The sequence below is a fragment of the Pseudactinotalea sp. Z1732 genome (assembly GCF_049724975.1).
In the GTDB taxonomy this organism is placed as follows: domain Bacteria; phylum Actinomycetota; class Actinomycetes; order Actinomycetales; family Beutenbergiaceae; genus CALKWS01.
The window spans coordinates 181,748-208,258 of the sequence record NZ_JBMPQC010000006.1 but is presented as its reverse complement, the minus strand read 5'-3'; the positions used below and the strand labels follow the sequence as shown (position 1 = coordinate 208,258).

General features: G+C 69.0%; 22 protein-coding genes. 17 read left to right on the top strand and 5 right to left on the bottom strand.

Features of this window, described 5'->3' with window-relative positions; translation table 11 throughout:
- The first annotated feature begins 14 nt into the window (after nucleotides 1-14).
- From dhaK to ndk, 5 genes are all read left to right on the top strand, one after another.
- Nucleotides 15-1,022, top strand: a complete 1,008-nt coding sequence (gene dhaK / locus ACPL7H_RS12980) for a dihydroxyacetone kinase subunit DhaK (RefSeq protein ID WP_424797303.1) — start codon at nucleotides 15-17, stop codon at nucleotides 1,020-1,022.
- Nucleotides 1,022-1,678, top strand: a complete 657-nt coding sequence (gene dhaL / locus ACPL7H_RS12975) for a dihydroxyacetone kinase subunit DhaL (protein ID WP_424797302.1) — start codon at nucleotides 1,022-1,024, stop codon at nucleotides 1,676-1,678. Before dhaK ends, dhaL begins: the two co-directional genes overlap by 1 nt.
- A complete protein-coding gene (dhaM, locus tag ACPL7H_RS12970; protein ID WP_424788423.1) occupies nucleotides 1,671-2,396 on the top strand; it encodes a dihydroxyacetone kinase phosphoryl donor subunit DhaM in 726 nt (241 codons plus the stop codon). Before dhaL ends, dhaM begins: the two co-directional genes overlap by 8 nt.
- A 74-nt stretch (nucleotides 2,397-2,470) precedes the next feature.
- Nucleotides 2,471-2,923, top strand: a complete 453-nt coding sequence (locus ACPL7H_RS12965; protein WP_424797301.1) for a DUF4233 domain-containing protein — start codon at nucleotides 2,471-2,473, stop codon at nucleotides 2,921-2,923.
- A 38-nt stretch (nucleotides 2,924-2,961) separates the two neighbouring features.
- Nucleotides 2,962-3,399 carry a nucleoside-diphosphate kinase gene (gene ndk, locus ACPL7H_RS12960; protein WP_424797300.1) on the top strand — a complete coding sequence of 146 codons (438 nt, stop codon included), beginning with the start codon at nucleotides 2,962-2,964 and terminating at the stop codon, nucleotides 3,397-3,399.
- A 73-nt stretch (nucleotides 3,400-3,472) separates the two neighbouring features.
- Here ndk and putP read toward each other — a convergent pair whose 3' ends face one another.
- Together putP and ACPL7H_RS12950 are read right to left on the bottom strand one after the other, a co-directional pair.
- Nucleotides 3,473-4,987 carry a sodium/proline symporter PutP gene (putP, locus tag ACPL7H_RS12955; protein WP_424797299.1) on the bottom strand — a complete coding sequence of 505 codons (1,515 nt, stop codon included), beginning with the start codon at nucleotides 4,985-4,987 and terminating at the stop codon, nucleotides 3,473-3,475.
- Between the two features lie 62 nt (nucleotides 4,988-5,049).
- A complete protein-coding gene (locus tag ACPL7H_RS12950) occupies nucleotides 5,050-8,520 on the bottom strand; it encodes a bifunctional proline dehydrogenase/L-glutamate gamma-semialdehyde dehydrogenase (RefSeq protein ID WP_424797298.1) in 3,471 nt (1,156 codons plus the stop codon).
- A 142-nt stretch (nucleotides 8,521-8,662) separates the two neighbouring features.
- Here ACPL7H_RS12950 and ACPL7H_RS12945 point away from each other — a divergent pair, with 142 nt between their 5' ends.
- The gene (locus ACPL7H_RS12945; protein ID WP_424797297.1) at nucleotides 8,663-9,610 is read left to right on the top strand and encodes a LysR family transcriptional regulator; all 948 of its coding nucleotides are present in this window, start codon (nucleotides 8,663-8,665) and stop codon (nucleotides 9,608-9,610) included.
- Between the two features lie 7 nt (nucleotides 9,611-9,617).
- On the opposite strand, the gene ACPL7H_RS12940 is transcribed toward ACPL7H_RS12945, so the two are convergent.
- The gene (locus tag ACPL7H_RS12940) at nucleotides 9,618-10,025 is read right to left on the bottom strand and encodes a RidA family protein (protein ID WP_424797296.1); all 408 of its coding nucleotides are present in this window, start codon (nucleotides 10,023-10,025) and stop codon (nucleotides 9,618-9,620) included.
- Between the two features lie 195 nt (nucleotides 10,026-10,220).
- Here ACPL7H_RS12940 and ACPL7H_RS12935 point away from each other — a divergent pair, with 195 nt between their 5' ends.
- Nucleotides 10,221-10,451: a hypothetical protein gene (locus ACPL7H_RS12935; RefSeq protein WP_424797295.1), complete on the top strand. Its 231-nt coding sequence runs from the start codon at nucleotides 10,221-10,223 to the stop codon at nucleotides 10,449-10,451.
- Between the two features lie 17 nt (nucleotides 10,452-10,468).
- On the opposite strand, the gene ACPL7H_RS12930 is transcribed toward ACPL7H_RS12935, so the two are convergent.
- Complete coding sequence (locus ACPL7H_RS12930; RefSeq protein WP_424797294.1) at nucleotides 10,469-11,716, bottom strand: CehA/McbA family metallohydrolase; 1,248 nt, start codon at nucleotides 11,714-11,716, stop codon at nucleotides 10,469-10,471.
- Between the two features lie 162 nt (nucleotides 11,717-11,878).
- On the opposite strand from ACPL7H_RS12930, the gene smc reads away from it, so the two are divergent.
- The 4 genes from smc to ACPL7H_RS12910 all read left to right on the top strand — a co-directional run bounded on the left by smc (nucleotide 11,879) and on the right by ACPL7H_RS12910 (nucleotide 18,586).
- The gene (gene smc, locus ACPL7H_RS12925; protein WP_424797293.1) at nucleotides 11,879-15,445 is read left to right on the top strand and encodes a chromosome segregation protein SMC; all 3,567 of its coding nucleotides are present in this window, start codon (nucleotides 11,879-11,881) and stop codon (nucleotides 15,443-15,445) included.
- Nucleotides 15,446-15,541: 96 nt separating this feature from the next.
- The gene (locus ACPL7H_RS12920; protein ID WP_424797292.1) at nucleotides 15,542-15,823 is read left to right on the top strand and encodes a hypothetical protein; all 282 of its coding nucleotides are present in this window, start codon (nucleotides 15,542-15,544) and stop codon (nucleotides 15,821-15,823) included.
- A gap of 123 nt (nucleotides 15,824-15,946) precedes the next feature.
- Nucleotides 15,947-17,161, top strand: coding sequence for a signal recognition particle-docking protein FtsY (gene ftsY, locus ACPL7H_RS12915; RefSeq protein WP_424797291.1), 1,215 nt, complete (start codon nucleotides 15,947-15,949; stop codon nucleotides 17,159-17,161).
- Between the two features lie 165 nt (nucleotides 17,162-17,326).
- Nucleotides 17,327-18,586 (top strand): ammonium transporter, encoded by a 1,260-nt coding sequence (locus ACPL7H_RS12910; RefSeq protein WP_424797290.1) that lies wholly within the window; start codon nucleotides 17,327-17,329, stop codon nucleotides 18,584-18,586.
- A gap of 117 nt (nucleotides 18,587-18,703) precedes the next feature.
- Here ACPL7H_RS12910 and ACPL7H_RS12905 read toward each other — a convergent pair whose 3' ends face one another.
- Nucleotides 18,704-19,090, bottom strand: coding sequence for an STAS domain-containing protein (locus ACPL7H_RS12905; RefSeq protein ID WP_424797289.1), 387 nt, complete (start codon nucleotides 19,088-19,090; stop codon nucleotides 18,704-18,706).
- A 253-nt stretch (nucleotides 19,091-19,343) separates the two neighbouring features.
- Between ACPL7H_RS12905 and ACPL7H_RS12900 the strand changes: the two genes are divergently transcribed.
- From ACPL7H_RS12900 to ACPL7H_RS12875, 6 genes are all read left to right on the top strand, one after another.
- Nucleotides 19,344-20,123: a TetR/AcrR family transcriptional regulator gene (locus ACPL7H_RS12900; RefSeq protein WP_424797288.1), complete on the top strand. Its 780-nt coding sequence runs from the start codon at nucleotides 19,344-19,346 to the stop codon at nucleotides 20,121-20,123.
- Nucleotides 20,124-20,249: 126 nt separating this feature from the next.
- Complete coding sequence (ffh, locus tag ACPL7H_RS12895) at nucleotides 20,250-21,842, top strand: signal recognition particle protein (RefSeq protein ID WP_424797287.1); 1,593 nt, start codon at nucleotides 20,250-20,252, stop codon at nucleotides 21,840-21,842.
- Between the two features lie 89 nt (nucleotides 21,843-21,931).
- Nucleotides 21,932-23,017, top strand: coding sequence for an amidohydrolase family protein (locus tag ACPL7H_RS12890; RefSeq protein WP_424797286.1), 1,086 nt, complete (start codon nucleotides 21,932-21,934; stop codon nucleotides 23,015-23,017).
- 135 nt (nucleotides 23,018-23,152) lie between these two features.
- Nucleotides 23,153-24,052: a carbohydrate ABC transporter permease gene (locus ACPL7H_RS12885; RefSeq protein WP_424797285.1), complete on the top strand. Its 900-nt coding sequence runs from the start codon at nucleotides 23,153-23,155 to the stop codon at nucleotides 24,050-24,052.
- 18 nt (nucleotides 24,053-24,070) lie between these two features.
- Nucleotides 24,071-25,018 carry a carbohydrate ABC transporter permease gene (locus ACPL7H_RS12880; protein ID WP_424788406.1) on the top strand — a complete coding sequence of 316 codons (948 nt, stop codon included), beginning with the start codon at nucleotides 24,071-24,073 and terminating at the stop codon, nucleotides 25,016-25,018.
- 11 nt (nucleotides 25,019-25,029) lie between these two features.
- Nucleotides 25,030-26,472 carry an ABC transporter substrate-binding protein gene (locus ACPL7H_RS12875; RefSeq protein WP_424797284.1) on the top strand — a complete coding sequence of 481 codons (1,443 nt, stop codon included), beginning with the start codon at nucleotides 25,030-25,032 and terminating at the stop codon, nucleotides 26,470-26,472.
- Nucleotides 26,473-26,511: the final 39 nt, after the last annotated feature.

The window sequence follows — 26,511 nt, the reverse complement described above, 5'->3', positions numbered from 1 at the left end:
TCCAAGGAGCCCTGATGAAGAAGCTGATCAATCACGCCGACGACATCGTCGCCGAGAGTGTCACCGGGTTCGTGCGCGCTCATGCCGACCTGGTCAGCGCTGGTGGTGGGCAGGACGCGCTCTTCATCCACCGGCGCGGTGGTGCCGTGACCGGCAAGGTCGGGCTGGTCAGCGGAGGTGGTTCCGGTCACGAACCGTTGCACGGGGGTTTCGTGGGGGTAGGCATGCTCGACGCCGCCGTGCCCGGGGCCATGTTCACCTCACCCACCCCGGACCCCGTCCTGGCTGCCACCAGGGCCGCCGACGGCGGCGCCGGGGTTCTGCACATCGTGAAGAACTACACCGGGGACGTGCTGAACTTCGAGACCGCGGCCGAACTGGCCGAGATGGAGGGACTCGAGGTGGCCTCGGTCACTGTCGATGACGACGTGGCGGTGCAGGACTCGCTGTACACCGCCGGGCGTCGCGGGGTCGCCGGTACGGTGCTGGTGGAGAAGATCGCCGGCGCCGCCGCCGAGCGCGGTGAGAACCTGGCATCGGTGGTCGCGATCGCTGAGCGGGTCGTGGGGAACGTGCGCACGATGGGGGTGGCGCTGAGCGCGTGCACGGTCCCGCACGCGGGCCGGCCCTCCTTCGACCTGGGCGGTGGTGAGATCGAGATCGGGATCGGCATCCACGGTGAACCGGGGCGCGAGCGCGTCCCGATGGCCGGTGCCGATGAGGTGACCGACCTGCTGCTGGACGCGGTGCTGGCCGACATGGACCTCCAGGCCGGGGAGCAGGTGTTGCTGCTCGTGAACGGGATGGGCGGGACGCCCCTGAGTGAGCTCTACATCGTCTACGGGCACGCCCGGGAACGGCTGGAGGCAGCCGGGATCACGGTGCACCGGTCCCTGGTCGGCAACTACGTGACCTCCCTGGAGATGCAGGGCGCCTCGGTCACGGTGCTGCGCCTGGACGAGGAACTGACCGGCCTCTTCGACGCGCCGGTCATCACTCCGGCCCTACGGTGGGGTGCCTGATGAGCACGTTGGATGTGACCTGGGCCAGGGCCTGGATCCGCGCCTGCGCCGAGGACGTGGCGAACCACCGGGTGGCGCTGAACGAGTTGGACCGGGCGATCGGGGACGGTGACCACGGGCAGAACCTGGACCGGGGACTGAGTGCGGTGACGGCCACGTTGGCGCAGACCACCACCGACACTCCCGGGGAGGTGTTTCGCCTGGTGGCCTCGGGGTTGATGTCCGCGGTGGGCGGGGCGGCCGGCCCGCTGTACGGGACCGCATTCCTGCGTGCTGCCAAGGCCGCCGGGGCCGGAAACCTGGACGCCACCGGGCTGGCCCGGGTGCTCGCCGCCGCCGTACAGGGAATCATTGACCGCGGAAAGGCCGAACCGGGCGACAAGACCATGGTGGACGCCTGGTTGCCGGCCGCGAATGCCGCCCGCGCGGTGGCCGAGGAGGGTGCAGACGTGACCCAGGTCCTCGACGCGGCCGCCGCTGCCGCTGCGCAGGGGGCCAGGGATACCGAGCCCTGGGTCGCGCGCAAGGGCCGGGCCAGTTACCTCGGCGAGCGGGCTAGGGGGCACCGGGATCCCGGGGCCCAATCCAGCGCCCTGATGCTGGCCGCGGCCGTACCGGCGAGCCTGGCCGGAGCAACGGAGGCCACCGATGGTTGAGACCGCACTGGTGTTGGTCTCGCATTCGGGGCAACTGGCCCGTGGTTGTGCCCAGGTCGCCGCGCAGATGGCGCCGGATGTGACCATCCTGGCGGCAGGAGGCACCAGCGAGGAGGGTATCGGCACCAGTTACGACCTGGTGGAGTCCAGTGTCCGGCGCGCGCTCGCCGATGGCGCCGGGTACGTCGTGCTGCTGGCCGACCTCGGCTCGGCGCTGCTGACGGCGGAGTCGGTGCAGGAGATGCTCGCGGACGAGCGCGTACTCATCGCCCACGCCCCGTTCGTGGAGGGCGCAGTCGCAGCGGCGGTCTCGGCCCAGTCCGGCGCCGACGGGGAACAGGTGCGTGCGGCAGCCCACGACGCCATCGACACATTCGGCCCACCGGAGGTGCAGGGGCCCGGGTCCGCACCCGGGAACGCAGCAGATGACGAGGCAGCCGTCGGCGAGGACGACACCGGGGTGACGATCGAGCGCACCCTGACGGTGCGCAATCGCCTCGGTCTGCACGCGCGCCCGGCGGCGATGCTGGCCCGACAGGTCGCTGAGTTCGATGCCCGGGTCAGTATCAACGGCGTCGACGCCACCAGCGTGCTCGCGTTGATGGGCTTGGGCCTGACCGGGGGGGCCAGAATCGACCTGGTCGCCAGTGGCGCACAGGCCGAGCAGGCGGTGGAGACCATCACAGCAGACGTGGAGGCCGGCTTCGGGGAGGAGTGAGGCACCGGCCGCAGAACTCTCGTGGCGCTCGCGGGCAGGCGTGGGCATGCCGGCACCGGCAGTATCTTGGGGGGATGAACAGTTCCGGCGCCACCCAGGCCGGCCAGACCGCACCGGGCGAGCGACCCAGACGGTCCGCCCGGGCGATCTTCTGCACAACCGTGCTCACCCTGGAGGCGTTCGTGGTGCTGTTCGCCACCCTGGTGGGTATCGGCCTGGACCTGGGCGAGCCGGTGCTGGTCTGGAGCGTGGGCGGGGTGAGCGCGCTGGCCTGCCTGGTGCTCGCCGGACTGGCGCGCCACCGCATCGGACGCATCCTGGGGTCGGTGATGCAGGGACTGTTGATCGCCTCCGGTCTGATCATCCCGATGATGGTCGTGGTCGGCATCATCTTCGCCGTGATATGGGTGGTGGCGCTGCAGCTGGGCCGGCGGATCGACGTCGAGCGCGCCGAGCGCGACGAAGCCGAGCGGGCCGGCGCCGCACCGGCGCAGGACCAACCCGCCGGGGGAACCGACGCCGGCTGAGTCGGCACACTGCGCCCTGGCCAGTAGTGTGTGCATCCATGAGCCTGAACACCGAGCGCACCCTGGTCATCATCAAGCCCGACGGCGTGCGGCGTGGCCTGGTGGGTGAGATCCTCCGGCGGATCGAGGCCAAGGGATACACCCTGGCCGCCGCGGAGTTGCGCACCGCCGACGTGCGCCTGCTCGCCGAACACTACGCCGAGCACGAGGGTAAGCCCTTCTACGGCCCGCTGATGGACTTCATGAGTTCGGGCCCGCTGTTGGCCGCGGTAGTCGAGGGCCAGCGCGTGATCGAGGGGTTCCGCGCCCTGTGCGGGGCGACCGATCCCACGGCCGCCGCACCCGGCTCGATCCGCGGTGACCTGGCCCGGGACTGGGGCCTGAACGTGCAGCAGAACCTGGTGCACGGCTCGGACTCACCGGAGTCGGCGGCTCGGGAGATCGCCCTGTGGTTCCCTGACGGCGCCAGCGCCTGAACCAACCGCCAGTCCACCGGGCCGCCTACCCGTATCGGGGCAGGCGGCCCGCCTCATGGTGATCTGTGAAGCATCAGGCGGTGGGCGCCTTCATCTTGCGCTTGGCCAACTCCACGGCCTGGTCGAACTCTTGCTCCAGGTTGGGGTTGGCCTTGTAGGTCAACTTGCTGACCACAACGGAGACCAGGACGTTGAGGAGGAACCCGGGCACGATCTCGTACAGGGAAGCGCCGAAGATCTCCGGTCCGAAGGAACTCCACAGGAATACCGTCACCGCACCGGTCACCATCCCGGCCAGCGCGCCCCAGTTGGTCAACTTGCGCCAGAACAGCGACAGCAGGATGGCCGGTCCGAAGGAGGCACCGAACCCGGCCCAGGCGAAGGCGACCAGGCCCAGGATGGTGTCACCGGGATCGATCGCCAGGATGATCGCGATGATGGCCACCGCGAACACGACTACCCGTCCCAGGATCATCAGGTGCCTGGGGGAGGAGTCCTTCTTGAACACCCGGTAGAGGTCCTCGACGAACGCCGAGGAACTGACGATCAACTGGGAGGACACCGTGGACATGATCGCCGCGAGCACCGCGGCGAACACGAGGCCGACCAGGAAGGGGTGCATCAGGATCTGCGACAGGGCCAGCACCACGTGCTCGGCGTTGTCCAACGTGAGGTCACTGACCTGGAAGTAGGCGATGCCGGCCAACGCCGTGACGGTCGCACCGAACAGGGAGATCACCATCCAGCCGATCCCGATCCGGCGCGCGGAACCGGCGGAGGCGGCCTCGCGCATCGCCATGAACCGCACGATGATGTGCGGCTGACCGAAGTACCCCAGTCCCCACGCCAGTGCTGAGATGATGGCAACCGTCGCCCCACCGGTGACGGCCTGCCCGGCGGTGAAGGACAGGGCGCCCGGCTCGGCCGCGCGGATGGCGTCCAGGGTGTTCCCGAAGCCACCGACGGCGAAGATGGTGAGCACCGGGACGATCAACAGAGCCAGCATCATCAGGGTGCCCTGCACCACATCGGTCAGGGAGGCGGCGAGGAAGCCGCCGATGAGGGTGTAGGCGAGGGTCACCGCGGCAACGATCAGCATCCCGGTCATGTAGGAGGTGTCGAAGGAGACGATGAAGAATTCGCCACCCGCCACCATCATGGAAGACACGTAGAAGGTGAAGAAGATGAGCACAATGACACCCGAGGCGATCCTCAGCGCGCGGGATGTGTCATGCAGCCTGTTCTCGAAAAAACTCGGAATAGTGATCGAGTTCTTCGCCACTTCGGTATAGGAACGCAGCCGGGGGGCCACGAACTTCCAGTTCAGATAGGCGCCGATGGTCAAACCGATCGCAATCCAGGACTCGATCAGCCCGGCAACGTAAATTGCGCCGGGCAGGCCCATCATGAGCCAGCCCGACATATCGGAGGCACCGGCGCTCAGCGCTGCCGTCGTCGGACTCAACTTGCGCCCGGCGATCATGTAATCCTCGTGATCGGCCGTCTGCCGGAAGGCGTAGACGCCGATCCCGATCATTGCTGCGAAGTAGAGGAGCAGGGCGATGATTTGGAATGTTTGATCAGACACTTCGTGGCCCCTTTGCCAATTGGGTGATGGTGGGTGATGAAGGAATCCTGGTTATTGTCGAATCAGCCCGAGACACCCCCCGCGGGCACCGGCACGGATGCTGGAATTCTGTGCGGTCGAGGCGTTCCGAAGCGATGTGCGGTGATTGAAACAGCCTGTTCCCGCAAGAATGTCAGTAACTCTACTCGTCCGGCGCTGACAACAGGGCCGGAATAGATCGCCAGTAGCGGGGAGCCGTCCGTGGCCCGGGCCAGGTCGCTACCGGAACCGCCGATCAGACGAACCCGCCCGCCGACGCGGGCCAACCCGTTCGCCCGGGCGTGCCAGGCCCTGGCGTCCTCGTGGAAGACGTCGATGCCGAGTTCGCCTACGTACGGCTGCAGTGCGGGTGCGACGTCGGTGGCCGAACTGACCGTCACGTGTGCGCCGCTGCGAGCGGCGGCGGCCAGGATGCGCAGCAGATCCCGCAACCGCTCGCTCTCGAACCGCACCGTCACCGGCGTGGGGTGATAGCGCAGGGCGTTGTGTTCACTCTGCAGACCGGTGGCATCGCGCACGATGCCGAACTCCTGCTCCCAGGCGTTCACGTCGGTGTGCAGGGCACCGGCGAGCCAGTCCCGGTCCTCCTGGGAGATCCCGGCATCCTCCGCCGCGCGTAGTGCGCGCAGGCTGACCGGATCGGTGACGTCGGTGGCCGTGACCTGCCGATCGGCCCAGGTGCCGAAGGACACCAGATAGTTGGGGCCCCCGGCCTTGGTGCCGTTGCCCACGCTCGACTTCTTCCACCCTCCGAAGGGCTGGCGCTGCACGATCGCACCTGTGATCCCGCGGTTGACGTAAAGGTTGCCGGCCTGGACGCTCTGCAACCAGGTATCGATCTCCTCGGAATCGAGGGAGTGCAGACCCGAGGTCAGCCCGTACTCGACCTCGTTGACCATCTCGATGGCCTCGGTGAGCGTCTCGGCGGTCATGACGCCCAGGATCGGGCCGAAGTACTCGGTCATGTGGTACTCCGAGCCCGGGGCCACCCCGGCGCGCACCCCCGGGCGCCACAACCGGCCGTCGTCGTCGAGTTTCCTGGGCGGCAGCACCCAGTTCTCACCCGCACCCAGCGTGGTCAGACCGCGCTGTAGTTTGCCCTCCGGCGGGGCGATGACCGGGCCCACCTGGGCACGCTCCTGCCACGGCATGCCCACCTCCATGGAGGTGACGGCATCGAGAAGTTGGCGGTGGAAGCGTGCGGAGGTGGCCACCGACCCCACCAGGATCACCAGAGAGGCCGCCGAGCACTTCTGTCCGGCATGACCGAAGGCGGAGTTGGCCACCTCCTTGGCGGCCAGATCCAGATCGGCACTGGGTGTGACGATGATCGCGTTCTTCCCGCTCGTCTCGGCCAGCAACTGCAGGTCCGGGCGCATCGAGCGGAACAGTTCGGCCGTCTCGTAACCACCGGTGAGGATCACCTGGTCCACCAGGGGATGTGAGATCAACTCGGTGCCCAGATCGCGCTCGCTGAGCTGGACGTACTGGAGCACGTCCTTGGGCACACCGGCCTCCCACAGGGCCTCCACCATCACCGCGCCGGTGCGCTTGGCCTGCTCGGCGGGCTTGATCACCACCGTCGAGCCGGACGCGAGGGCGGAGAGGGTGGATCCGGCCGGGATCGCGGCAGGGAAGTTCCACGGGGGTGTGACCACGGTCAGATCCGAGGGGGTGAAGGCGGCTCCCTCCACCTGCTCCAGGCGCCGACCGGACTCGGCGTAATAGTGCGCGAAGTCGATCGCCTCGCTGACCTCCGGGTCGCCCTGCTCGATCACCTTGCCGCATTCGGCCCCCATCACCTCCAGCAGGTCTGCCCGGCGTGCCTCCAGGGCGTCGCCGGCCCGGTGCAGGATCTCGGCCCGGGCGCCGGCACCCAACTCCTGCCAGCCCTTGGCGGCGGAGCGGAGGGTGCCGATGACCTCCTCCAGCGCCTCCCGGGTGGTGAGCAGCCCGGCTTCGGCGGTCTCCACCCCGAGTGTGCTGGAGGCCATCCGGGACCGGATCTGCTCGGCCCAGTCGCGGTTCGCGGCCACCGAACTGTCGGTATCGGCCGCGTTGCGGAACCCCTCCCGCGGACCGGCGGGCTGGGGCCGGCTGCGATCCTGGTCCCGGTTCGGTGCCGGCACTTCGGTGGGCATGATCGCCAGGGAGTCCATGAACCGCGTGCGCTCACGCTCGAACAGGGACTCATCGCTTCTCAGGTCGAACACTGCGGACATGAAGTTCTCGTCCGAGGCGCCCTCGTCCAGGCGTCGCACCAGGTAGGCGATCGCCACGTCGAACTCCTGCGGGTGCACCACCGGGGTGTACAACAGCAGGTTGCCGATGTCCTTACGGATGGCGGCAGCCTCTGCGGTGGCCATGCCCAGCAGCATCTCGATGTCCACATCGGAGGTGCAGCCTCGGCGCTCGGCCAGCAACCAGGCCAGGGCGAGGTCGAACAGGTTCTGCCCCGCCACGCCCACCCGAACCGCGCGGGTGCGAGAGGGGTGCAGGGCGTAGTCGAGGACCGCCTTGTAGGAGGCGTCGGTGGCCTTCTTCGAGTCCCAGGTGGCCACGGGCCAGTTGTGCACCTCGGCGTCGACGTGCTCCATCGGCAGGTTCGCACCCTTGACCACGCGGATCTTGATCGGTGCGCCACCGGCGTCCACCCGGGCGCTGGCCCACTCCTGCAGGTGCATGGTCGCGCCCAGGGCATCGGGCAGGTAAGCCTGCAGCACGATGCCGGCGCTCAGGTCGGTGAACTCCGGCCGGTCGAGCAGTTGCGTGAACACGGCGAGAGTGACGTCGAGGTCCTTGTACTCCTCCATGTCCAGGTTGATGAACTTGGGCCCGCCCGGGGCGGTCCGAGCCAGTTCGAACAGCGGCACCAGTGCCTGCACGGCCCCGGCCACGGCCTCATCGAAGGACCACGGGCTGTGCGGGGCGACGGTGGAGGAGACCTTGATCGAGATGTAGTCGACGTCGTCACGGGCCAGCAGGCGCCGAGTGCCCTCCACCCGCCGAGCCGCCTCTTCCTTGCCCAGGATGGCCTCGCCGAGCAGGTTGATGTTGAGCCGGGCACCGGGCTGCTTGGCGCGGATCTGCTTCAGCGCCGGTCCGAGTTTGCGTTCGGAGGCGTCCACCACCAGGTGGCGCACCATCTGGCGCAATGAAGCCTTGGCGATCGGGATGACGATGCCGGGGGCGACCGTGCTCAGGGAGGCGCCCAGGCGCACGGCGGTGCGCAGCGGCCAGGACAGGAACCGGGGGATGAGTGGCACCAGGGTCTGCAGGTGCCGCGCCGCGGCGTGGGGGTCCTCGGGACGAATCACCCCGTCGACGAATCCGACGGTGAAGGCCAGACCGTTCTCATCGCGCAGCACATCGGACAACCGCTTGGCGGCGGCGTCGACGGGTTCGTCGCGGCTGGCGTGCAGCCATCGTCGCACCAGTTCCACCGCTTCGTCGGCCAGTGCCTGGTCAATACCGGGTGTTGACTGCTCGTTCACGTTCTGACCTCCACGTCCAGGTCGGACTCGGTTGCGGGCCGGTCATCGGCTTCGAGCGGGTAGCCCACGCCGATATGACCTTCCCGACTGATCCTGATCTGTCAGTGTGTCAGGACATACGTTTCGTGATAAGCGTGAAAAAGTGAATGATACCGTTCGGTTCTGGCGAAAGGTCAGCGAAGTGTGGGATCTGCACCGGTTGCGCCTGCTACGGGAACTGCAGTTGCGCGGCACGATCACCGCCGTTGCCGAGACGCTCAGTTATGCCCCGTCCTCGGTCTCCCAGCAGCTGGCGCGCCTGGAGCGCGAGGTCGGTGTGCCGTTGCTGGAGCAGGACGGACGGCGGGTACGGCTGACCCCGGCCGGCACCCGGGTGGCCCGCTACGCCGCTCAGGTGATCGAACTGCAGGAAGGCGTGCAGAGCGAACTGGCACCGGAGCGTCCGGTGCCCGAGACGATCCGGCTGGCCACACTGGAGACGGCGGCGCGGGCGCTGGTTCCCTACGCCCTCACCACCCTGGAGAAGCAGGCTGCACACCTGCGGATCGAGGCGTCGGTGGTGCCTCCGGAGTTCGGCCTCTCCGAACTGCCCACCCGCGGGTTCGACCTGGCCATGGCCGAGCAGTACCCCGGCTACACCCGTGCGCACCACGATCAACTGCACCGGGAACTCCTGGGCACCGACACGATGCGCCTGGTGGTGCCCGGGCGCAGCGGCATCCAGTCGTTGAGCGAGGCCCGGAACGTGCCCTGGGTGGTCGAGCCGAAGGGGACCGCGGCCAAGGACTGGGTCGTCCAGCAGTGCCGGGCCGCCGGGTTCGAGCCCGACATCCGGTACTACTCCGCCGACCTGAGCGTGCACATCCACCTGATCCGGGCGGGGCACGCGGTGAGCCTGCTCCCGGACCTGATCTGGACGACGCAGCCGCGCGGGGTGCGCCGGATCAGCCTGCCCGGCCCCTTCTACCGGGAGCTGTTCACCTCGGTGCGCCGGGCCGCGGTGAACCGCCCGGCGATCGTGACCGTACGCGCGGCGTTGCGCGGTGCGCTCGAGGCGGTTCAGCGCACACCCCCGGGTGGAGCCGGGTGAGCAGCCGTCAGTCCACGACGGCGGCGATGGCCTCGATCTCCACGAGTTGGTCGTCGTAGCCCAGCACCGTGACCCCCATCAGGGTGGAGGGCACGTCATGGTTGCCGAACGCATCGCGCACCACCTCCCAGGCCGCCACCAGATCGGCCTGGTCAGCCGAGGCCACCAGGACCCGGGTGCTGATCACGTCGGTGATCGAGGCCCCGGCATCGGCCAGCGCGCGGTTCATGGTCGCCACGCACGCGGCGGCCTGGCCGGCGTGATCGCCAACCGCGACGGTGCCGCCGCCGGCGTCCAACGGGCACGCGCCGGCCAGGAAGATCAATCGGGCATCTTTCGGTGCGGTGGCAGCATAGGCGTACTCGGCGACGTCGGACAGTGTGGCCGAGCGAATCAGTTCAACGGCGGAGGGCATATCGGCGACCCTGGCACGCAGGGGCCGGCGCCGTAAAGACGATTACGGAGCCCCCTCCGGCCCGGTCCGGCACCAGCCGCCCTCGCACACCCCGCTGTCGCGCCGGCATCCGGCGGGTTAGGCTGGCATCGCCGCCGGCACCCCGCCGGTGTACCGGTGGCTGAGTCCTCGACATGGTGAGCCGAAGGAGGAGACATGAGCACCGTCCCCGGTGAGCAGTCCTGGCAGGATGCCGGGCTGGTCGATCCCGATGCCCACGAACCGGTCAGCCTGGCCGATGAGACGTCCGCTCCGTCCCCGGAGTCCGGTGAGGACTACCGTCCCCGCACCGCACGACCGGATCTGGAGGGGCGGGCCAGCGAGGCCGATGTGGCGGACACCGCGGCAGCCGTCCCGGCCCAGGACCTGGACGACGACGACGGCTGAGGCCGCCGGGGCCGGGCCTACGGGCTGATCGCGAGGATCCGGCGTTGGTCGTCCACGATCCGGTACGGACCGGACCCCGCGGCAAGGCGCTCGGCGGAACCGGCCAGTCGCCGGCGTCGTCCCTCGGCATCGACGAGCACGGCACCCGCGGCACCCAGGGCGAGCAGCTCGCCCTCGACGCGCACCAGCAACGGGCTGTGCAGCGGGTCGGGCTTGGCGTCGGGGCGCACCCCGACACTGATCGCGGTGCGCCCGGCGGCCACTCCGGCCAGGATCGCCTCGGGCGAATCGTCCTGCGCCGCCACCCACGTGGTGGGCGTGCCCACGGTGAAGCCCTGACCGGGCCGGTGGAAGTCACTGCCGCCCAACGGCACCACCGAGGCACCGCCGGCGGCCTCGCGCCAGCGTTGCCAGATCGCCCATGGGCCGGTGGCGCTCAGGTCCCGGAACCAGCCGATGTGCCACACCTCCAGCGCGCGGGGGGCGCGGTCGAGCGGGTGTATCCAGGCGCAGTCGCCCGCCAGGGGGTGGTTGATGCTCAGCACCCCGCCGCCGCGCTGGACCGCCTCGGCCCAGTTCCTGGCTGGGGCGCGGAAGTCCACCCAGCCGACATCCCCCAGGGCGTTGGCGTGCCCGTCTGCGGTGGTGACCTCCTGGCCGGGAATGAGGGTGATGCCGTGCCGGGCTCCGGGGCCGGCAAGGTGGGCGTGGTGACTGATGGTGTTGTGGTCGGTCACGGCCAGGAAGTCGAGTCCGGCCGCGGCGGCCCGGGCGGCGAGCTCATCGATGCTCTCGACGCCGTCGGAGTGGGTGGTGTGGGCATGGAAGTCCCCGGCATACCAGCGCAGCCCCGGCTCCGCGGGTACCTGCCGGTCCGAACCCCGCACCCGCTGAGTGGCCACCGGCGCCAGCGGCTCGTCCGGGACGGTCACCGATGGCACCACCTCGGCGCGCACCCGCACCCCCACCCCGGCGGCCGGGATCTGATGCAGCCCCAGGATCACCTCCCAGGTGCCGCCCTCCAGTTCCCCGGGGACGTACCCGGGGGTGGCGCCATTCGGCCCGATCCAGAACTCCCGTCGCGCCCCGCCGGACCAGCCACGCCAGCCGTGGGAGCCGGCACAACCCAGGTCGATCACGGCCGCCGAATCGTCATAGTCCAACTCGACGTGCAGACCCCCCGCACCGGCCGGCACCTCCACCGGTACCGCGCGGTAGCGGTCGGCGATCTGGTCATCGATGGTCAGGTGGCGGCTGTCAATCATGCGCGGCGGGCATCCAAGCGTGCGTGGCGGGGGCCCGGCTGATGCTAATACACCCGCGCCCCCGGTGCCTGGAGCGCCCGGCTGCGGGCCATGCCACACGGGCCCGGACGTTCGCGCGCGTGCGCCACGAAGGTCACCACCGGCACGGCTAGAGTGACCGACGTGCACCTGAAGACGTTGACGCTGCGTGGGTTCAAGTCCTTCGCCTCGGCGACCACGTTGCACTTCGAGCCCGGGATCACCTGCGTGGTCGGCCCGAACGGGTCCGGGAAGTCCAACGTGGTCGATGCGCTGGCCTGGGTGATGGGGGAGCAGGGCGCGAAGTCCTTGCGCGGTGGGGCGATGGCCGATGTGATCTTCGCCGGCACCTCCAAGCGTCCGCCGTTGGGCCGGGCCGAGGTGTCCCTGACGATCGACAACTCCGACGGTGTGCTGCCGATCGAGTACTCGGAGGTGACGATCTCGCGCACCCTGTTCTCCGGTGGCGCCTCGGAGTACGCGATCAACAACACCCCCTGCCGATTGCTGGATATCCAGGACCTGCTCTCCGACACCGGTATGGGCCGGGAGATGCACGTGATCGTGGGACAGGGGCGGTTGGACTCGGTACTGCAGGCCGGACCGGAGGAACGCCGGCACTTCATCGAGGAGGCGGCCGGCATCCTCAAGCACCGCAAGCGCAAGGAACGCGCCCTGCGCAAACTCGACACCATGTCGGCGAACCTGGCCCGGGTCAGCGACCTGTCGGCGGAGATCCGGCGGCAGCTGGGGCCACTGGCCAAGCAGGCCGATGTGGCGCGCCGGGCCCAGGTGGTGCAGGTGGATCTGCGCGACGCCCGCGCCCGGCTGCTGGCCGACGATCTGGTCCAGCTCTCCTCGGCGCTCGCGGCGGAGATCGCGGACGAGACGGCGCTGCGCACCGAGCGGGAGCAGGTCGAGCAGGCACAGCAGGACCGACGACGGCGGCTGGCTCACTTGGAGGCGGAGGCCGCCGCAGCCGCACCCCGGCTGAGTGAGACCACCGAGACCTGGTACCGGCTGTCCGGTCTGCGCGAGCGGCTCCGAGGCACCGCCACGCTGGCGGCCGAGCGCACCCGGCTGCTGGGATCGGCGGCGGCGCCGCAGGAGGGTCAGGATCCCGACGACCTTGAGGCCCAGGCCCAGCGCACCCGGGAGGCCGAAGCCGAACTGACCGCGGAGCGGGAGCAGGCCCAGCAGGGTCTGGCCGATGCGCAGGCCGCGCGAAAGGAGGCCGAGGAGGCCGCCGCCACGGCGGAGCGGGAACTGGCCGGTGTGCACCGGGGCGTGGCCGATCGGCGCGAGGGGCTGGCCCGGCTGACCGGGCAGGTCGGCGCCCGGCGGAGCCGCCTGGAGGGGATCGAGTCCGAACTGGCGCGCCTGCGTGAGGACCTGCGCTCGGCTGAAGCCCGCCAGGAGGAGGCCCGCTCCGGTTACGTCGAGCTGGAGCAGACCGTGGTCGGGGCCCAGGAGGGTGAGGTCGGACTGGATGCCGCCCATGAGGCGGCCCTGGAGACCCAGGAGGCGGCACAGGCGAAGGTCGTCGAACTGACCGAGGCCGAACGTGAGGCGGAGTCGGCCAGGTCCACCTGGGCCGCCCGGCGGGACGCACTGGACCTGTCGATGGACCGTAAGGACGGCACCGGGACGCTGCTCGGTGCGGACGGGCCCGCCGGGTTGCTGGGCTCGCTGGCCGATCTGATCACCGTGGCCAGCGGGTACGAGAACGCGATCGCGGCTGCCTTGGGGCCCTTGGCCGATGCCGCCGCGGTGGAGTCGGTGGCCGCCGGGGTGGACGCGGTCCGGCTGGTGCGCAGCAATGACTCCGGCCAGGCACGCCTGGTGGTGGCCGGCGGACCCGGTGACGGCGAGCCCGCGGTCGCAGCGGCGCCCGCCGGGAAGTGGGCCAACGATCTGGTCTCCGCCGACGAGACGCTGGGACCCACTATCGCCCGGCTACTCGCCGGTGTGGTGGTGGTGGAGGATCTGGCCCAGGCCCGCCGGGTGGTCGGTGCCCATGACGTCATGGCGGTCACCCTGGATGGTGATGTGGTGGCGCGCACCCAGATCCGGGGCGGCTCACCCGGGGGCCCTTCGGTGCTGGAACTGCACGCTGCGCGTGACGAGGCCGAGCAGAACCTGCAGGAAGCGGTGGGACGGGCGGAGCAGGTCCGGTTCGCCCTGGGTCCGGCACGCGAGGAGGTGCAGACCGCGCAGGAGCGGGTCGACGCCACCCTGGCCGACCTGCACGAGTCCGACGCCCAGTTGGCGGCCGTGGCCGAGAAACTCGGGCAGTTCCAGGCCGCCATGCGCGCGGCCGGCGCCGAAGCCGATCGGATCCGGCCGGCGATCGAGACGGCCGAACTCACCAAGGAGCAGGTGGGCGCCGAACTGGCCGAACTCGCCGAGCGGCTCGAGCGGGCGCAAGCCGAACCGGAGGAGCAGGCGACCGATCTGGAGGGTGCGACCGCACAGCGCGATCGCACCGCCGAGGCCGCGACGCAAGCACGCGGCCTGGAGACCGAGGCGCGCCTTGCCCTGCGCACCGTCGAGGAACGCGTCCGCGCCGTCACCGCCCGAGCCGAGTCCCTGGAGGGAGCCGCGGCTGCGGAACGGCACGCCCGTGAGGTGGCCCGGGAGCGGGCGCGGCGTCGTGCGGTGCAGGCAGCGATCGCCACCGAGGTGCACGCGGCCGCCGAGACGGCGCTGCAGCACCTGGAGCACTCCCTGTCCCTGGCCGCCGAGCGCCGTGAGCAGGCAGAGGCCGCTCGGGAAGAGCGGGAGCAGGCCCTTCGGGCTGTGCGCGAAGAGCTGGAGCAACTCAGCGCACGGCACAGCGAGCTGACCGATGTGGTACATCGCGACGAGGTGGCCCGCGCCCAGCAGAAGTTGCGGATCGAACAGCTCGAGCAACGTGCGGTGGAGGAACTGGGCCTGGACCCTCAGGTACTGGCATCCGAGTACGGGCCGGACCAGTTGGTACCACCGGTCCCTGCACCGGGTACGGCGGCCGCCGACGGCGAGCATGCCGACGCCGAGGAGCCGCGCCCCTATGTGCGGGCCGAGCAGGAGAAGCGGTACAAGGCCGCCCAGCGGGCCCTCAGCCTGTTGGGCAAGGTGAACCCGCTGGCCCTGGAGGAGCACGCCGCGTTGGAGGAGCGTCACCAGTTCCTGGCCGAGCAGCTCGCCGACCTGAAGAAGTCCAAGGCCGACCTGATGCAGATCGTCGCCCAGATCGACGAACGGGTGGAGCACGTCTTCACCGCTGCCTACCACGACACCGCCGTGCAGTTCGAGCAGGTCTTCGCCCGGCTCTTCCCCGGCGGCAAGGGTGCGTTGGTGCTGACCGATCCGGACGACATGCTCACCACCGGCATCGAGGTGCAGGCCCAGCCCCCGGGCAAGAAGATCAACCGGCTCTCACTGCTCTCGGGCGGGGAACGGTCGCTGACCGCAGTGGCGCTGCTGATCGCGATCTTCAAGGCCCGGCCGAGTCCGTTCTACGTGATGGACGAGGTCGAAGCCGCCCTGGACGATGTGAACCTTGGCCGGCTGCTGGAGATCTTCACCGAACTCCGCCAGGACTCCCAGTTGATCGTGGTCACCCACCAGAAGCGGACCATGGAGGTCGGCGACGCACTCTACGGGGTGACGATGCGCGGGGACGGAGTGACCCAGGTGATCTCCCAGCGGCTGCGCGAGGAGCAGTAGGCCCGGGTCACGGTGTGCTGCTCGTCACGGCAATACGCTCGCGACACGCTGCCCCACACGTCCCCGGATGGGCGACGCGGTGTGATAATCGACAGCGTGTGGGAAGTAGTCGCCGTCGTCGTGCTCAGCACGTTCATCGCCACCCTGGTGGCGGTGGTGCTCTTGCGCGCACACGCACCGGACGGCGGATACCGGGCCTGGGTCGCCGAGGCGTTCACGGCCGTGCGCAACACCGGCGGACCCGGCTGGGTCCTGTCGGAGGATGAAGGCGAGGAACTCCTGGTCCAGGACCTCGCCGCGCTGGCCGAGCAGGGCAACGGGTACGAGGAGGCTCCGGACCTGCGTGAAATGCTGCGCCGCCACCGCGGCCGGGACTGATCCCGGCTGCGCCCACGCTCGGGGGTGACCGCTCCGACCCACGCCCCGGGGCCCGGCGGCACCGACGCGTCCCCCTGCGCTGCGGTTGGCCGGTAGTGGCTTCGGTGGTCCACACTGGATCTCGTGATCGAGAACATCTGGTTGTATCTGCTCCTCGGCCTGCTCGCCCTCGTGGTGCTGGGCCTGTCCCTGGTGGCGGTGGGCCGCCGCCGTGGCGGTGCCCCGACCGCACCTGAGGGCGAGCAGGAGGCGCCACCGGCGCGACCGCCCGAGGCTGAACCGGAGGACGCTGAGCCCACGGGCGGCGGCACCGACGTCGATAGCGCACCCCCGACCGCGACCGGGACGGTCGAGCCCGAAGCGACGGTGACCGAACCTGCCCAACCGGTGCTGGACCGGCCGGAGGCGGCCGGAAGCCGGATGGCCCGGTTGCGCAGCCGGCTCGCGCGCTCCGGAACCCTGGGCTCCACCTTGTTGAACCTGTTGTCCAAGGACTCCCTGACCGAGGCCGACTGGGAGGAGATCGAGGAGACGCTGCTCCTGGCCGACGTCGGTGCCGGACCCACCGATGACCTGATGGCGGCGCTGCGCACCCGGGCTCGGGTCGATGCGGCCCAGGAACCCGAGCAGGTTCGAGCCATTCTGCGCGCCGAACTGCTGAACATCGTGGACCCGGAGATGGACCGGAGCCTGAGTATCGACGCCGGCCTAGGAGACGACGGTGAACCCCACCCGGCCACGATCCTGGTGGTGGGCGTCAACGGCACCGGGAAGACCACCACGATCGGTAAACTCGCCCGGCTGCTCGTCGCCGAGGACCGAGACGTCTATCTCGGCGCCGCCGACACCTTCCGGGCCGCCGCCGCCGAGCAGCTGAGCACCTGGGGAGATCGCGTGGGCGTGCCGGTGATCCGCTCGGACCGCGAGGGAGCCGATCCTGCCTCGGTCGCCTTTGACGCGGTGCGCGCCGGCCGCGAGGCGGGGGCCGATGTGGTCATGATCGACACCGCCGGCAGGTTGCAGAACAAGTCCGGACTGATGGACGAACTCGGCAAGATCAAGCGGGTGGTCTCCCGATCGGCTCCGGTGGCCGAGGTACTGCTGGTCCTGGACGCCACCACCGGCCAGAACGGGATGCGACAGGCGCAGGTGTTCGCCGAGGTGGTCGACGTCACCGGCATCGTGCTGACCAAGCTGGATGGCACCGCCAAGGGCGGCATCGTGGTCGCGGTACAGCGTGAACTGGGAGTTCCGGTCAAACTGGTCGGTCTGGGAGAGGGGCCGGACGATCTGGCGCCCTTCGATGCCGAGGAGTTCGTGGATGCGCTCCTGACCTGAGCCGGATCCAGCATAGTCGAGCACCATTCTTGCCGCCCATGGCAGCCAAGTCCAGCCCATTCGAAGATATATAGAAAGTAAATTCAAAGTCTTGACAACACCATAAGTTTCCCTCGACGATTTAGCGCGGACCAGCCGCCCGGGCTGGCGTTGGGAGAGAAGCGAATGGAACCGTTCATCGATACCGGTATCAGCGCCTGGATGCTCGTCTCGGCATCCTTGGTACTGCTGATGACCCCCGGCTTGTCACTGTTCTACGGCGGTATGGCCCGCTCCAAGTCCGTGTTGAACATGATGATGATGTGCTTCGGCGCGATGGCCGTGATCGGGGTCATCTACGTCCTGTGGGGATGGTCGATGTCCTACGGCGCCTCCCTCGGTGGCGTCGTGGGCAACCCGTTGGACCAGTTCGGCCTGGGGGGCAGTTTCGCCGAACTCACGGTGGTCAATGAGGAGACCGGCCAGGCGATTCCGACGCTTGTCGACGTGGGATTCCAGGTCACCTTCGCGATGATCACCACCGCACTGATCGCCGGATCGATCGCCGACCGCGTCAAGTTCGGAACCTGGCTGGTGTTCGCCGGCCTGTGGGTCACCTTGGCCTACTTCCCCATGGCCCACATGGTCTGGGGCGGCGGCCTGCTCTCCGAGGATGGTCCGTTCGCGAGCATCGCCGAACCGATCGACTTCGCCGGAGGCACCGTGGTGCACATCAACGCCGGCGTGGCCGGACTGGTGCTCGCGCTCATCATCGGCGTGCGCCGGGGTTTCAAGACCGAGGTGATCCGGCCACACAACCTGCCCTTCGTGATGCTGGGTGCTGCGCTGCTGTGGTTCGGCTGGTTCGGTTTCAACGCCGGCTCTGCCTATGGAACCAACGGTGAGGCGGGTCTGGCCTGGGTGAACACCACCGTGGCTACCGCCGCGGCGGTCTGCGGCTGGATGGTGGTGGACAAGATCCGGCAGGGCAAGCCGACCGCCCTGGGTGTCGCATCGGCCATCGTCGCGGGTCTGGTCGCGATCACCCCCGCAGCCGGGTCGCTGAGCCCGGTCGGGGCGATCGTGCTGGGCCTTGCCGCCGGCACCGCGTGTGCGCTGGCCGTCGGCCTGAAGTACGCGCTGGGCTACGACGATTCACTCGACGTGGTCGGTGTCCACCTTGTCGGCGGGCTCATTGGAACACTGATGATCGGGTTCCTGGCGACCGACGGTGGCATCTTCTACGGCGGTGGGCCCAGCCTGCTCCTCGTCCAGGCCCTGGTGGTGCTCGTTGCGATCGTGTTCTCAGGGGTCGTCACGGCGGTCATCGGCCTCACTCTCAAGGCCACCATGGGATGGCGGGTACCCGAGGAGGGGGAGCTCTCCGGAATCGACCTGCTCGAACACGCCGAGAGCGCGTACGAGGGAATCGTCCCGACGAACTAACCGCCCGAGCCGGAGACGGCCCCGGCATCGGCGGAGGTGGGCTCCGTGCCACGCAGGCGCGGAGCCCCCTCCGGCGTTATGGCCGACGTCTGCGGCGCGCCGAGGCGCGAATGGCCGTCAATCCCGCGAAACGCGGACCTGCGTGGCGTCCTCCCCGAAGCCCGGGTCCTGATCCACGACGTCCACGTCCTCGGCGACCCTGGTGACGTCGAGGAGGAAGAGTACCGACTCGGGCGGGCAGATCATCCGCGGCCGGTGCCCGAGCTGGCTGCTCAGCCTCGCGATCCCGGACAGCGCCGAGGAGTCCATGAATCTGATGTTGCGGGCATCGATATCCACTGGGAGTCCCAGGGAGAGCAACTCACCGATGGCTTCCGCCAGTTCGGCCTCGACGGCGATGTCGATTTCACCGGCGAGCACAAGACGGGAGCGGTTCGATGACGTCAGCACGGCGACCGAACCGGGTTCGCCGGCCGATGGCAGGACTTTCCCCGTGGCTGTCATAATGGCCTCGTGTCTTCTCGTGGTCCTCATGGTACGCATTCAGCCGGAGTTTACAGTGTAAATGCGAAAGTGGCTACGACCACGCATCGGGAACTTCCCCGAGCGGACGGTCCCGGGGGCGGGTTGCCATTCCCGCTGGGCGCGGAGAGCGTCGGTGACCAGGGGAGTGCGGGCACCAAACCTCTCGGCAGGACGGGGTCTGCCCCGGATGCCACAATGGGCCCTCACGCCCAGGGCTGATCAAGGAGTTGTCATGGCCGATACGGATGCCGAGCGCGCGGACGATGGCGCCCCGGCCGGCGCCATGGGCTCCACAGCAACTGACGGCGGTCCCGAGGACCACGGCTCCGGTTCGGACGCGCGCGGGGGCCTGACGCGTGCCCAGATCATCGAGACCGCCATCGCCCTGGTCGACGCCGAGGGGGTCGGTGCGCTCAGCATGCGGCGCCTGGGTGCGGAGATCGGCGTGGAGGCGATGGCCCTGTACCGCTACGTCGACGGCAGGGAGGACCTGCTCGACGCGATGGTCGACGAGGTGTCGGGCATGGTGGAGTCGGCCGCCAGCGCCGACGTCGATTCCGCGGGAGGGTGGCGGGCGTACCTGTGGCGGCTGGCGCACCAGATGCGCGACCTGGCCCTGCGTCATCCGAACCTGTTCCCACTCGTCGCCACCCGGCACCCGGCCGCGCCCTGGCTGCGTCCGCCGCTGCGCAATCTGGAGGTGGTCGAGGAGTTCCTCTCCACCCTGCTCGGGGCGGGGTTCGACGAGGATCAGGTGGCGGTGGTCTACCGCACCTTCGCCAGTTTCCTGCTCGGCCACCTGCTCCTGACCGCCGCACAGGAAGCCCGGCAGAATCAGGGGCCGGAGCCTTCGGCGCCGGGACCGGATGCGCAGGCGTTGACCGACTATCCCACCATCGCCTCGATCGCCACCCTGCTCAGCGCGCCGCGCAACGACGCCGAGGAGTTCGCCGAGGCGCTGGAGAACCTGCTCGAGGGCGTCGCGGAAGTGGCCGGCGAGCCCCGCTCCTGACCAAGGGCGCCGGGCGGGCTGTGCCGACCGAGCCCGGTGGGCACCAGCGGCGCCTCGCTCAGAGGAGTGGGCCGGCGCGTTATCCTGACCAGAGCCCGCTCCCACAGGTCAACCGAGGAAGTGCCAGTGTTCGCCAGTCTCTCCGATCGGCTCAGCGCCACGTTCAAGTCCCTGCGTGGCAAGGGCCGGCTGTCCGAGTCCGATATCGAGACCACCGTGGCCCAGATCCGGCGCGCGTTGCTCGACGCGGATGTGGCGGTCCCGGCGGTCCGTGCCTTCACCGCCGCTGTGCGGGAACAGGCCGGGGGCGTCGAGGTCTCCGAGGCACTCAACCCGGCGCAGCAGATCGTCAAGATCGTGCACGCCGAACTCGTGGAGATACTGGGCGGTGAGTCGCGCGAACTGAGCCTGGCCAAGCACCCGCCCACGGTGATCATGCTCGCCGGTCTGCAAGGTGCGGGAAAGACCACGCTCGCCGGGAAACTCGGCCGGTGGCTGCGCGAACAGGGTCACACCCCACTCCTGGTGGCCTCGGACCTGCAGCGTCCGAACGCGGTGAACCAGTTGCAGATCGTGGGTGGCCAGGCCGGCGTGCCGGTCTGGGCCCCCGAGCCGGGCAACGGCGTCGGTGACCCGGTTGAGGTGGCGCGCTCCGGCGTCGCCCGGGCCCGGGACAAGCACCACGACGTGGTCATCGTCGACACCGCCGGACGCCTCGGTGTGGACACCGAGATGATGGGCCAGGCCGCCGATATCCGCGATGCGGTGCAGCCCGACGAGACCCTGTTCGTGGTCGATGCGATGATCGGGCAGGACGCGGTCACCACCGCCCAGGCGTTCGCCGAAGGGGTCGGCTTCACCGGTGTGGTGCTCGCCAAACTCGACGGCGACACCCGCGGTGGTGCTGCGCTGTCGATCCGCACCGTCACCGGCAAGCCGGTGCTGTTTGCCTCCACCGGCGAGAAACTCACCGACTTCGAGCGCTTCCACCCCGACCGGATGGCCTCCCGCATTCTGGACATGGGTGACGTCCTCACGCTGATCGAGCAGGCCGAGAAGGCCTTCGACGAGCGCCAGGCCGCCGAGATCGCTGAGAAGCTCTCCGGCGACGGTGACTTCACCCTCGACGACTTCCTCAGCCAGATGCAGCAGATGAAGCAGTTGGGCTCGATGAAGAAGATGCTCGGCATGCTGCCCGGGATGGGCCAGATGCGCGAGCAACTGGAGAATTTCGATGAGCGCGACGTGGTTCACGTCGAGGCGATCGTCCAGTCGATGACTCCGGCCGAGCGCGCCAACCCCAAGATCCTCAATGGTTCGCGCCGTTCCCGCATCGCTCGCGGTTCGGGCACCACCGTCACCGAGGTGAACCAGATGGTGGAGCGGTTCGACCAGGCCAAGACGATGATGCGTTCGATGGCCCGCAGCGGGGGACGTGGCGGCCCCGGAGGGCTACCCGGGATGGGTGGGATGCCCGGAATGGGCGGGATGCCCGGTGCGGGAAAGAAGTCCAAGGGCCGCATGCAGCCCCCCCCGAAGAACCGCAAGAAGGGCAAGTCGGGCAATCCGGCCAAGCGTGCCCGGCAGGAACGCGAGGCGGCCGAGCGCGCCGCAAAGGCCAAGTCCGGCTCCTCCTTCGGGGTGGGGGCCACGACCGATGAGGTCGATCCCGACTCGCTGAGTCTGCCGCCGGGGTTCGAGAAGTTCCTGGGCCGCTGATGGCTGTGCCGTACGCCGGAGCGGACCGGTCCTGCCCTTCGGCACCTGCACCGGCCGGGTTCGGTGCGGACCGGGTGCGGAGCGGCTAGATGGACGTGATCGTCCGGGGTGAGGTGATCCTGGACGGCGCGCGGTCGGTAGGGCAGGTCGGCATTGCCGACGGCGTGCTGCGGCTCGACGACGCCGGCTCCGCCGACCGGATCATCGAGGGTTGGGCGGTGCCCGGCCTGGTGGACGTGCACTGCCACGTCGGTCTCGGCCCGCTGGGCGAGGTGGAGGAGTCGACCGCCCTGGCGCAAGCGCGCGCGGATCTGGCCGCGGGCACGCTGCTCGTCCGCGATGCCGGATCGCCGGTGGACACCCGGTGGCTCGCGGACCGCGACGATGTTCCCGAGATCATCCGCGCCGGCCGACACCTGGCCCGTCCGAAGCGGTACCTGCGCTACTTCGCCATCGAACTGGAGTCCGTGGACGAGTTGCCCGGTGCGATGGCCGTGCAGGCCCGTGCCGGGGACGGCTGGGTCAAGGTCGTGGGGGACTGGATCGACCGGGCCAGGGGATCGGCCGCGGACCTGGAACCGTTGTGGCCCGATGAGCAGCTGGCGCGCGGCGTGGAGTCGGCGCACGCAGAAGGTGCCCGTGTCACCGTGCACACCTTCGCGACTGAGACGATCGACCCGATCCTGGCCGCCGGGGTCGACTGCATCGAGCACGGCACCGGGATGAGCGCGAGCCAGATCGCCAGTGCCGCGCAGCGGCGGATCCCGGTGGTGCCCACGCTGCTTCAGGTGGGGACCTTCGACAAGATCGCCGATCAGGGTGCGGCCAAGTTCCCCGCCTTCGCCCAGCGGATGCGGGCGATGCACGCCCGCAGGTACCAGCACGTACGCGACCTGTATGAGGCGGGGGTCCCGCTGCTGGTCGGCACCGATGCCGGTGGCACCCTGGCGCACGGGTTGATCGCGCAGGAGTGCGCGGAGATGGCCCGGGCCGGCGTGCCGGCCGTCGACGTGCTGGCCGCTGCGAGCTGGGCGGCACGTGCCTACCTTGGCCGCCCCGGCATCGCCGAGGGGGCACCGGCCGATCTGGTTGTCTATCCGGCGGATCCACGCGCAGACATCGGGGTGTTGGCCCATCCCACAGCGGTGATCCGGCGAGGGCGGGTGGTGGGCTGACCGGCCCGATTCCGCGCAGACATCCGAGGTCTTGTCCCTCCATTGGCCGGGGTGTCGCGCTTGTCGCGCTCCCCGTGACCTGCTTGAATCGGTGAACCAGCAGTTCAGCAACGCCGAAGGAGTCGTGTGGTGGTCGTGCACACCGAGACTCGGCCAGTCCGCAACAAGCCGAGATCGGACCTGCGACTGGCGCTGGTGTTCATCTTCCCCGCGACGGTCGGGTTGTTGACCTTCTACTTCTGGCCGCTGCTTCGCGGCCTGTGGTTGTCGATGACCTCCTGGGACCTGCTGTCCCCGGCGGAGTTCATCGGGCTGGACAACTTCACCCGGATGTTCGCCGACCCGGTGTTCTGGAACGCCGTGCGGGTCACCATCTACTATGTGATCCTCAACATCGGGTTCCAGACGGTGCTGGCCCTGCTGATCGCGGTCCTGATGCAGCGGCTCACCCAGTCCACCCTGCTGCGTTCGCTGGTGCTGACCCCGTTCCTGGTCTCCAACGTGGTGGCGGCGCTGGTGTTCCTGTGGATCCTGGACTTCCAACTCGGCATCGGTAACCGGATCCTGACCGCGATCGGGTTCGACCCGGTGGCATTCTTCAACTCCGAGACCTGGGTAATTCCGACCATCGCCGCAGTCAACATCTGGCGGCACATGGGCTACACCGCGCTGCTGATCTTCGCCGGCCTCCAGACCATCCCGCAGAACCTGTACGAGGCCGCCCGGGTGGACGGCGCGGGGGAGGTGCGGTCCTTCTTCTCCATCACGATGCCGTTGCTGCGGCCGATCCTGGGACTGGTGCTGATCATCACCGTGATCGGCTCGTTCCAGGTGTTCGACACCGTCTCGGTGACCACTGCCGGAGGCCCGGTCGATGCGAGCAGGGTGCTGCAGTACTACATCTACGACATGGCTTTCGGCCAGTTCGACTTCGGCTACGCCTCCGCGCTGAGCGTTGCGTTGCTGGTGATCCTGATGGTGGTCACCTTCCTGCAGTACCGCGTCACGCGGGCCGGCCAATCGGATCTGAACTAGAGAGAGCGGGGTGAGGACATGACTCAGGAGAAGGTGGCCGCGGTGGAACCGGACGCCCCGATGAGGCAGGCGCAAACGTCCCGTCCCCACCGCAGGTCCGGCCTCGGGCGCATCCTTGCCTGGGTGGTGATGGTGCTCCTGTTGATCATCACCCTGTTCCCGTTCTACTGGATCCTGCGCACCGCGCTCTCCTCCAACAGCGCGCTGTACGCCAATGCCGCCTCGCTGCTGCCGGTGGAGTTCACCTGGAGCGGGTTCGCTCGGGTGTTCGGGATGCAGTCGGTGGAGGAGGCGATCGCCGACGGCGGATCCGGGGCGCACATGGACTTCTGGCTGTACCTGCGCAACTCGGTGATCGTGGCCACCGCGGTCACGGTGTGCCAGGTGTTCTTCTCCGCGATGGCCGCCTACGCCTTCTCCCGGTTGCGCTGGCCGGGACGGGACTTCGTCTTCGGTCTGTTCCTGCTCTCCCTCATGGTGCCGCTGATCTTCACCCTGCTGCCCAACTTCCTCCTGATCCGTGATCTGGGTCTCATCGACACGCTGCTGGGCATCATGCTGCCCGGGCTGTTCATGACCCCGTTCGTGATCTTCTTCCTGCGCCAGTTCTTCATGAACGTGGCCATCGAGGTGGAGGAGGCGGCCTTCATCGATGGTGCCTCGAAGGTCCGGGTGTTCTTCACCCTGATCATCCCGATGACCGTGGCACCGATCGCCACAGTCTCGATCCTGACCTACATCACCGCCTGGAACGACTACTTCTGGCCGCTGATGGTCTCCTACACCGACGAGTCCCGGGTGCTGACCGTGGCCCTGGCCACGTTCAACGCACAGACCCCCCAGACCGGACCGGACTGGTCCGGCCTGATGGCGGCGACCCTGGTGGCGGCCCTGCCCATGCTGGTGCTGTTCATGCTCTTCGCCAAGCGCATCGTCAACTCCATCGGTTTCACCGGGATCAAGTGAGGAGCGCCATGATGAACCCCACCACCCGGACCGGCCGAGTGACGCACGGTGCCACCCGCAGTCGTTCCTACCGGGGTGAGACCGGGCCGACCACACGCTCCACCGCCGGGGGGCGGCGCCGTCGGCTGCGGGTCTCCTCGATTGCGGCGCTCGCCGGTGCCGGCCTGGTGCTGGCCGGGTGCGCGGCGCCCGAACTGGACGGTGAGGTGCACCTGGACTACTGGTTGTGGGACGCCAACCAGTTGCCGGCCTACCAGCAGTGCGTGCAGGCCTTCGAGGATGCCAACCCCGACATCAACGTGCGGGTGAGCCAGTACGGGTGGGACGACTACTGGCAGAAGGTCACCGCGGGATTCGTAGCCGGCGCGGGCCCGGACGTGCTCACCGGCCACCTGACCCGATACCCCGAGTACGTCACCCGTGAGGTGTTGCTGGATCTGAACGAGTTGGAGGCCACCTCCCAGATCGAGCCGGATGAGTTCCAGGAGGGGCTCTCGGAGTTGTGGGTGGGACCCGATGGCGGCTGGTACGGGATCCCCAAGGACTTCGACACCATCGCGTTGTTCTACAACCAGGCCCTGCTGGCCGATGCCGGGCTGGAACCGGAGGACCTGGAGGGCCTGGACTGGAACCCCGACGACGGCGGCACCTTCGAGGAGATCCTCGCGCGACTGTCGGTGGACGCCAACGGGGTGCGCGGCGACGAGGACGGTTTCGACCCGGGCAACGTGGTCACCTACGGCATCGCCTCCAACGGGTCCGGCGGCTTCGACGGGCAGACCCAGTGGTCCTGGCTGGCCGGCGCCACCGGGTGGGAGTACACCAACGCGCAGGTGTGGGGGGATGAGTACAACTACGACGATCCGCGGTTCCTCGACTCCATCGAATGGCTCTTCTCGCTCGTGGACAAGGGGTTCATGCCACCCTTCGAGATCGGCGGAACCGACCCCAACCCGGTGCAGCAGTTCGCCTCCGGGCAGGCGGCGATCTCGGCCAACGGGTCCTGGATGATCCGCAGTTTCGCGGCCCTGGACGGGGTGGAGATGGGCATCGCTCCCGTCCCCAGCGGACCGGTGGGCCACCCGGTCTCGATGTACAACGGCTTGGCCGACAACATCAACGCCCAGACCGAGCACCCCGAGGAGGCGGCCCGGTTGGTGGCCTACCTGGGATCCGATGAGTGCCAGATCACGGTAGGGGAGCAGGCGGTGATCTTCCCGGCCCGGCCTGCGGGCACCGAGGCAGCGGTGGAGGAGTTCGCAGCCGAGGGGATCGATGTGACCCCCTTCACCGACCTGGTGGACAACAACTACACGGTGCTGTTCCCGGTGACCGACCACGGCGCCGCGATCACCTCGCTGGTGACACCGGTGATGGACTCGATCTACCTGGGCACCCGGGACGTGCAGGCGATGGCGGAACTGAACGACCAGATCAACAACATGTTCGAGTAGTGAACTCCTCGGCCGAGCAGGGGCCGGCTCCCTGTGCGC

Excerpts from the sequence above, each read along its gene's own strand:
- dhaK (WP_424797303.1), top strand. The coding sequence starts at position 15 with ATGAAGAAGCTGATCAATCACGCCGACGACATCGTCGCCGAGAGTGTC.
- dhaL (WP_424797302.1), top strand. The coding sequence starts at position 1,022 with ATGAGCACGTTGGATGTGACCTGGGCCAGGGCCTGGATCCGCGCCTGC.
- dhaM (WP_424788423.1), top strand. The coding sequence starts at position 1,671 with ATGGTTGAGACCGCACTGGTGTTGGTCTCGCATTCGGGGCAACTGGCC.
- ACPL7H_RS12965 (WP_424797301.1), top strand. The coding sequence starts at position 2,471 with ATGAACAGTTCCGGCGCCACCCAGGCCGGCCAGACCGCACCGGGCGAG.
- ndk (WP_424797300.1), top strand. The coding sequence starts at position 2,962 with ATGAGCCTGAACACCGAGCGCACCCTGGTCATCATCAAGCCCGACGGC.
- ACPL7H_RS12940 (WP_424797296.1), bottom strand. The coding sequence starts at position 10,025 with ATGCCCTCCGCCGTTGAACTGATTCGCTCGGCCACACTGTCCGACGTC.
- ACPL7H_RS12935 (WP_424797295.1), top strand. The coding sequence starts at position 10,221 with ATGAGCACCGTCCCCGGTGAGCAGTCCTGGCAGGATGCCGGGCTGGTC.
- ACPL7H_RS12930 (WP_424797294.1), bottom strand. The coding sequence starts at position 11,716 with ATGATTGACAGCCGCCACCTGACCATCGATGACCAGATCGCCGACCGC.
- ACPL7H_RS12910 (WP_424797290.1), top strand. The coding sequence starts at position 17,327 with ATGGAACCGTTCATCGATACCGGTATCAGCGCCTGGATGCTCGTCTCG.
- ACPL7H_RS12905 (WP_424797289.1), bottom strand. The coding sequence starts at position 19,090 with ATGACAGCCACGGGGAAAGTCCTGCCATCGGCCGGCGAACCCGGTTCG.
- ACPL7H_RS12900 (WP_424797288.1), top strand. The coding sequence starts at position 19,344 with ATGGCCGATACGGATGCCGAGCGCGCGGACGATGGCGCCCCGGCCGGC.
- ACPL7H_RS12890 (WP_424797286.1), top strand. The coding sequence starts at position 21,932 with ATGGACGTGATCGTCCGGGGTGAGGTGATCCTGGACGGCGCGCGGTCG.
- ACPL7H_RS12880 (WP_424788406.1), top strand. The coding sequence starts at position 24,071 with ATGACTCAGGAGAAGGTGGCCGCGGTGGAACCGGACGCCCCGATGAGG.
- ACPL7H_RS12875 (WP_424797284.1), top strand. The coding sequence starts at position 25,030 with ATGAACCCCACCACCCGGACCGGCCGAGTGACGCACGGTGCCACCCGC.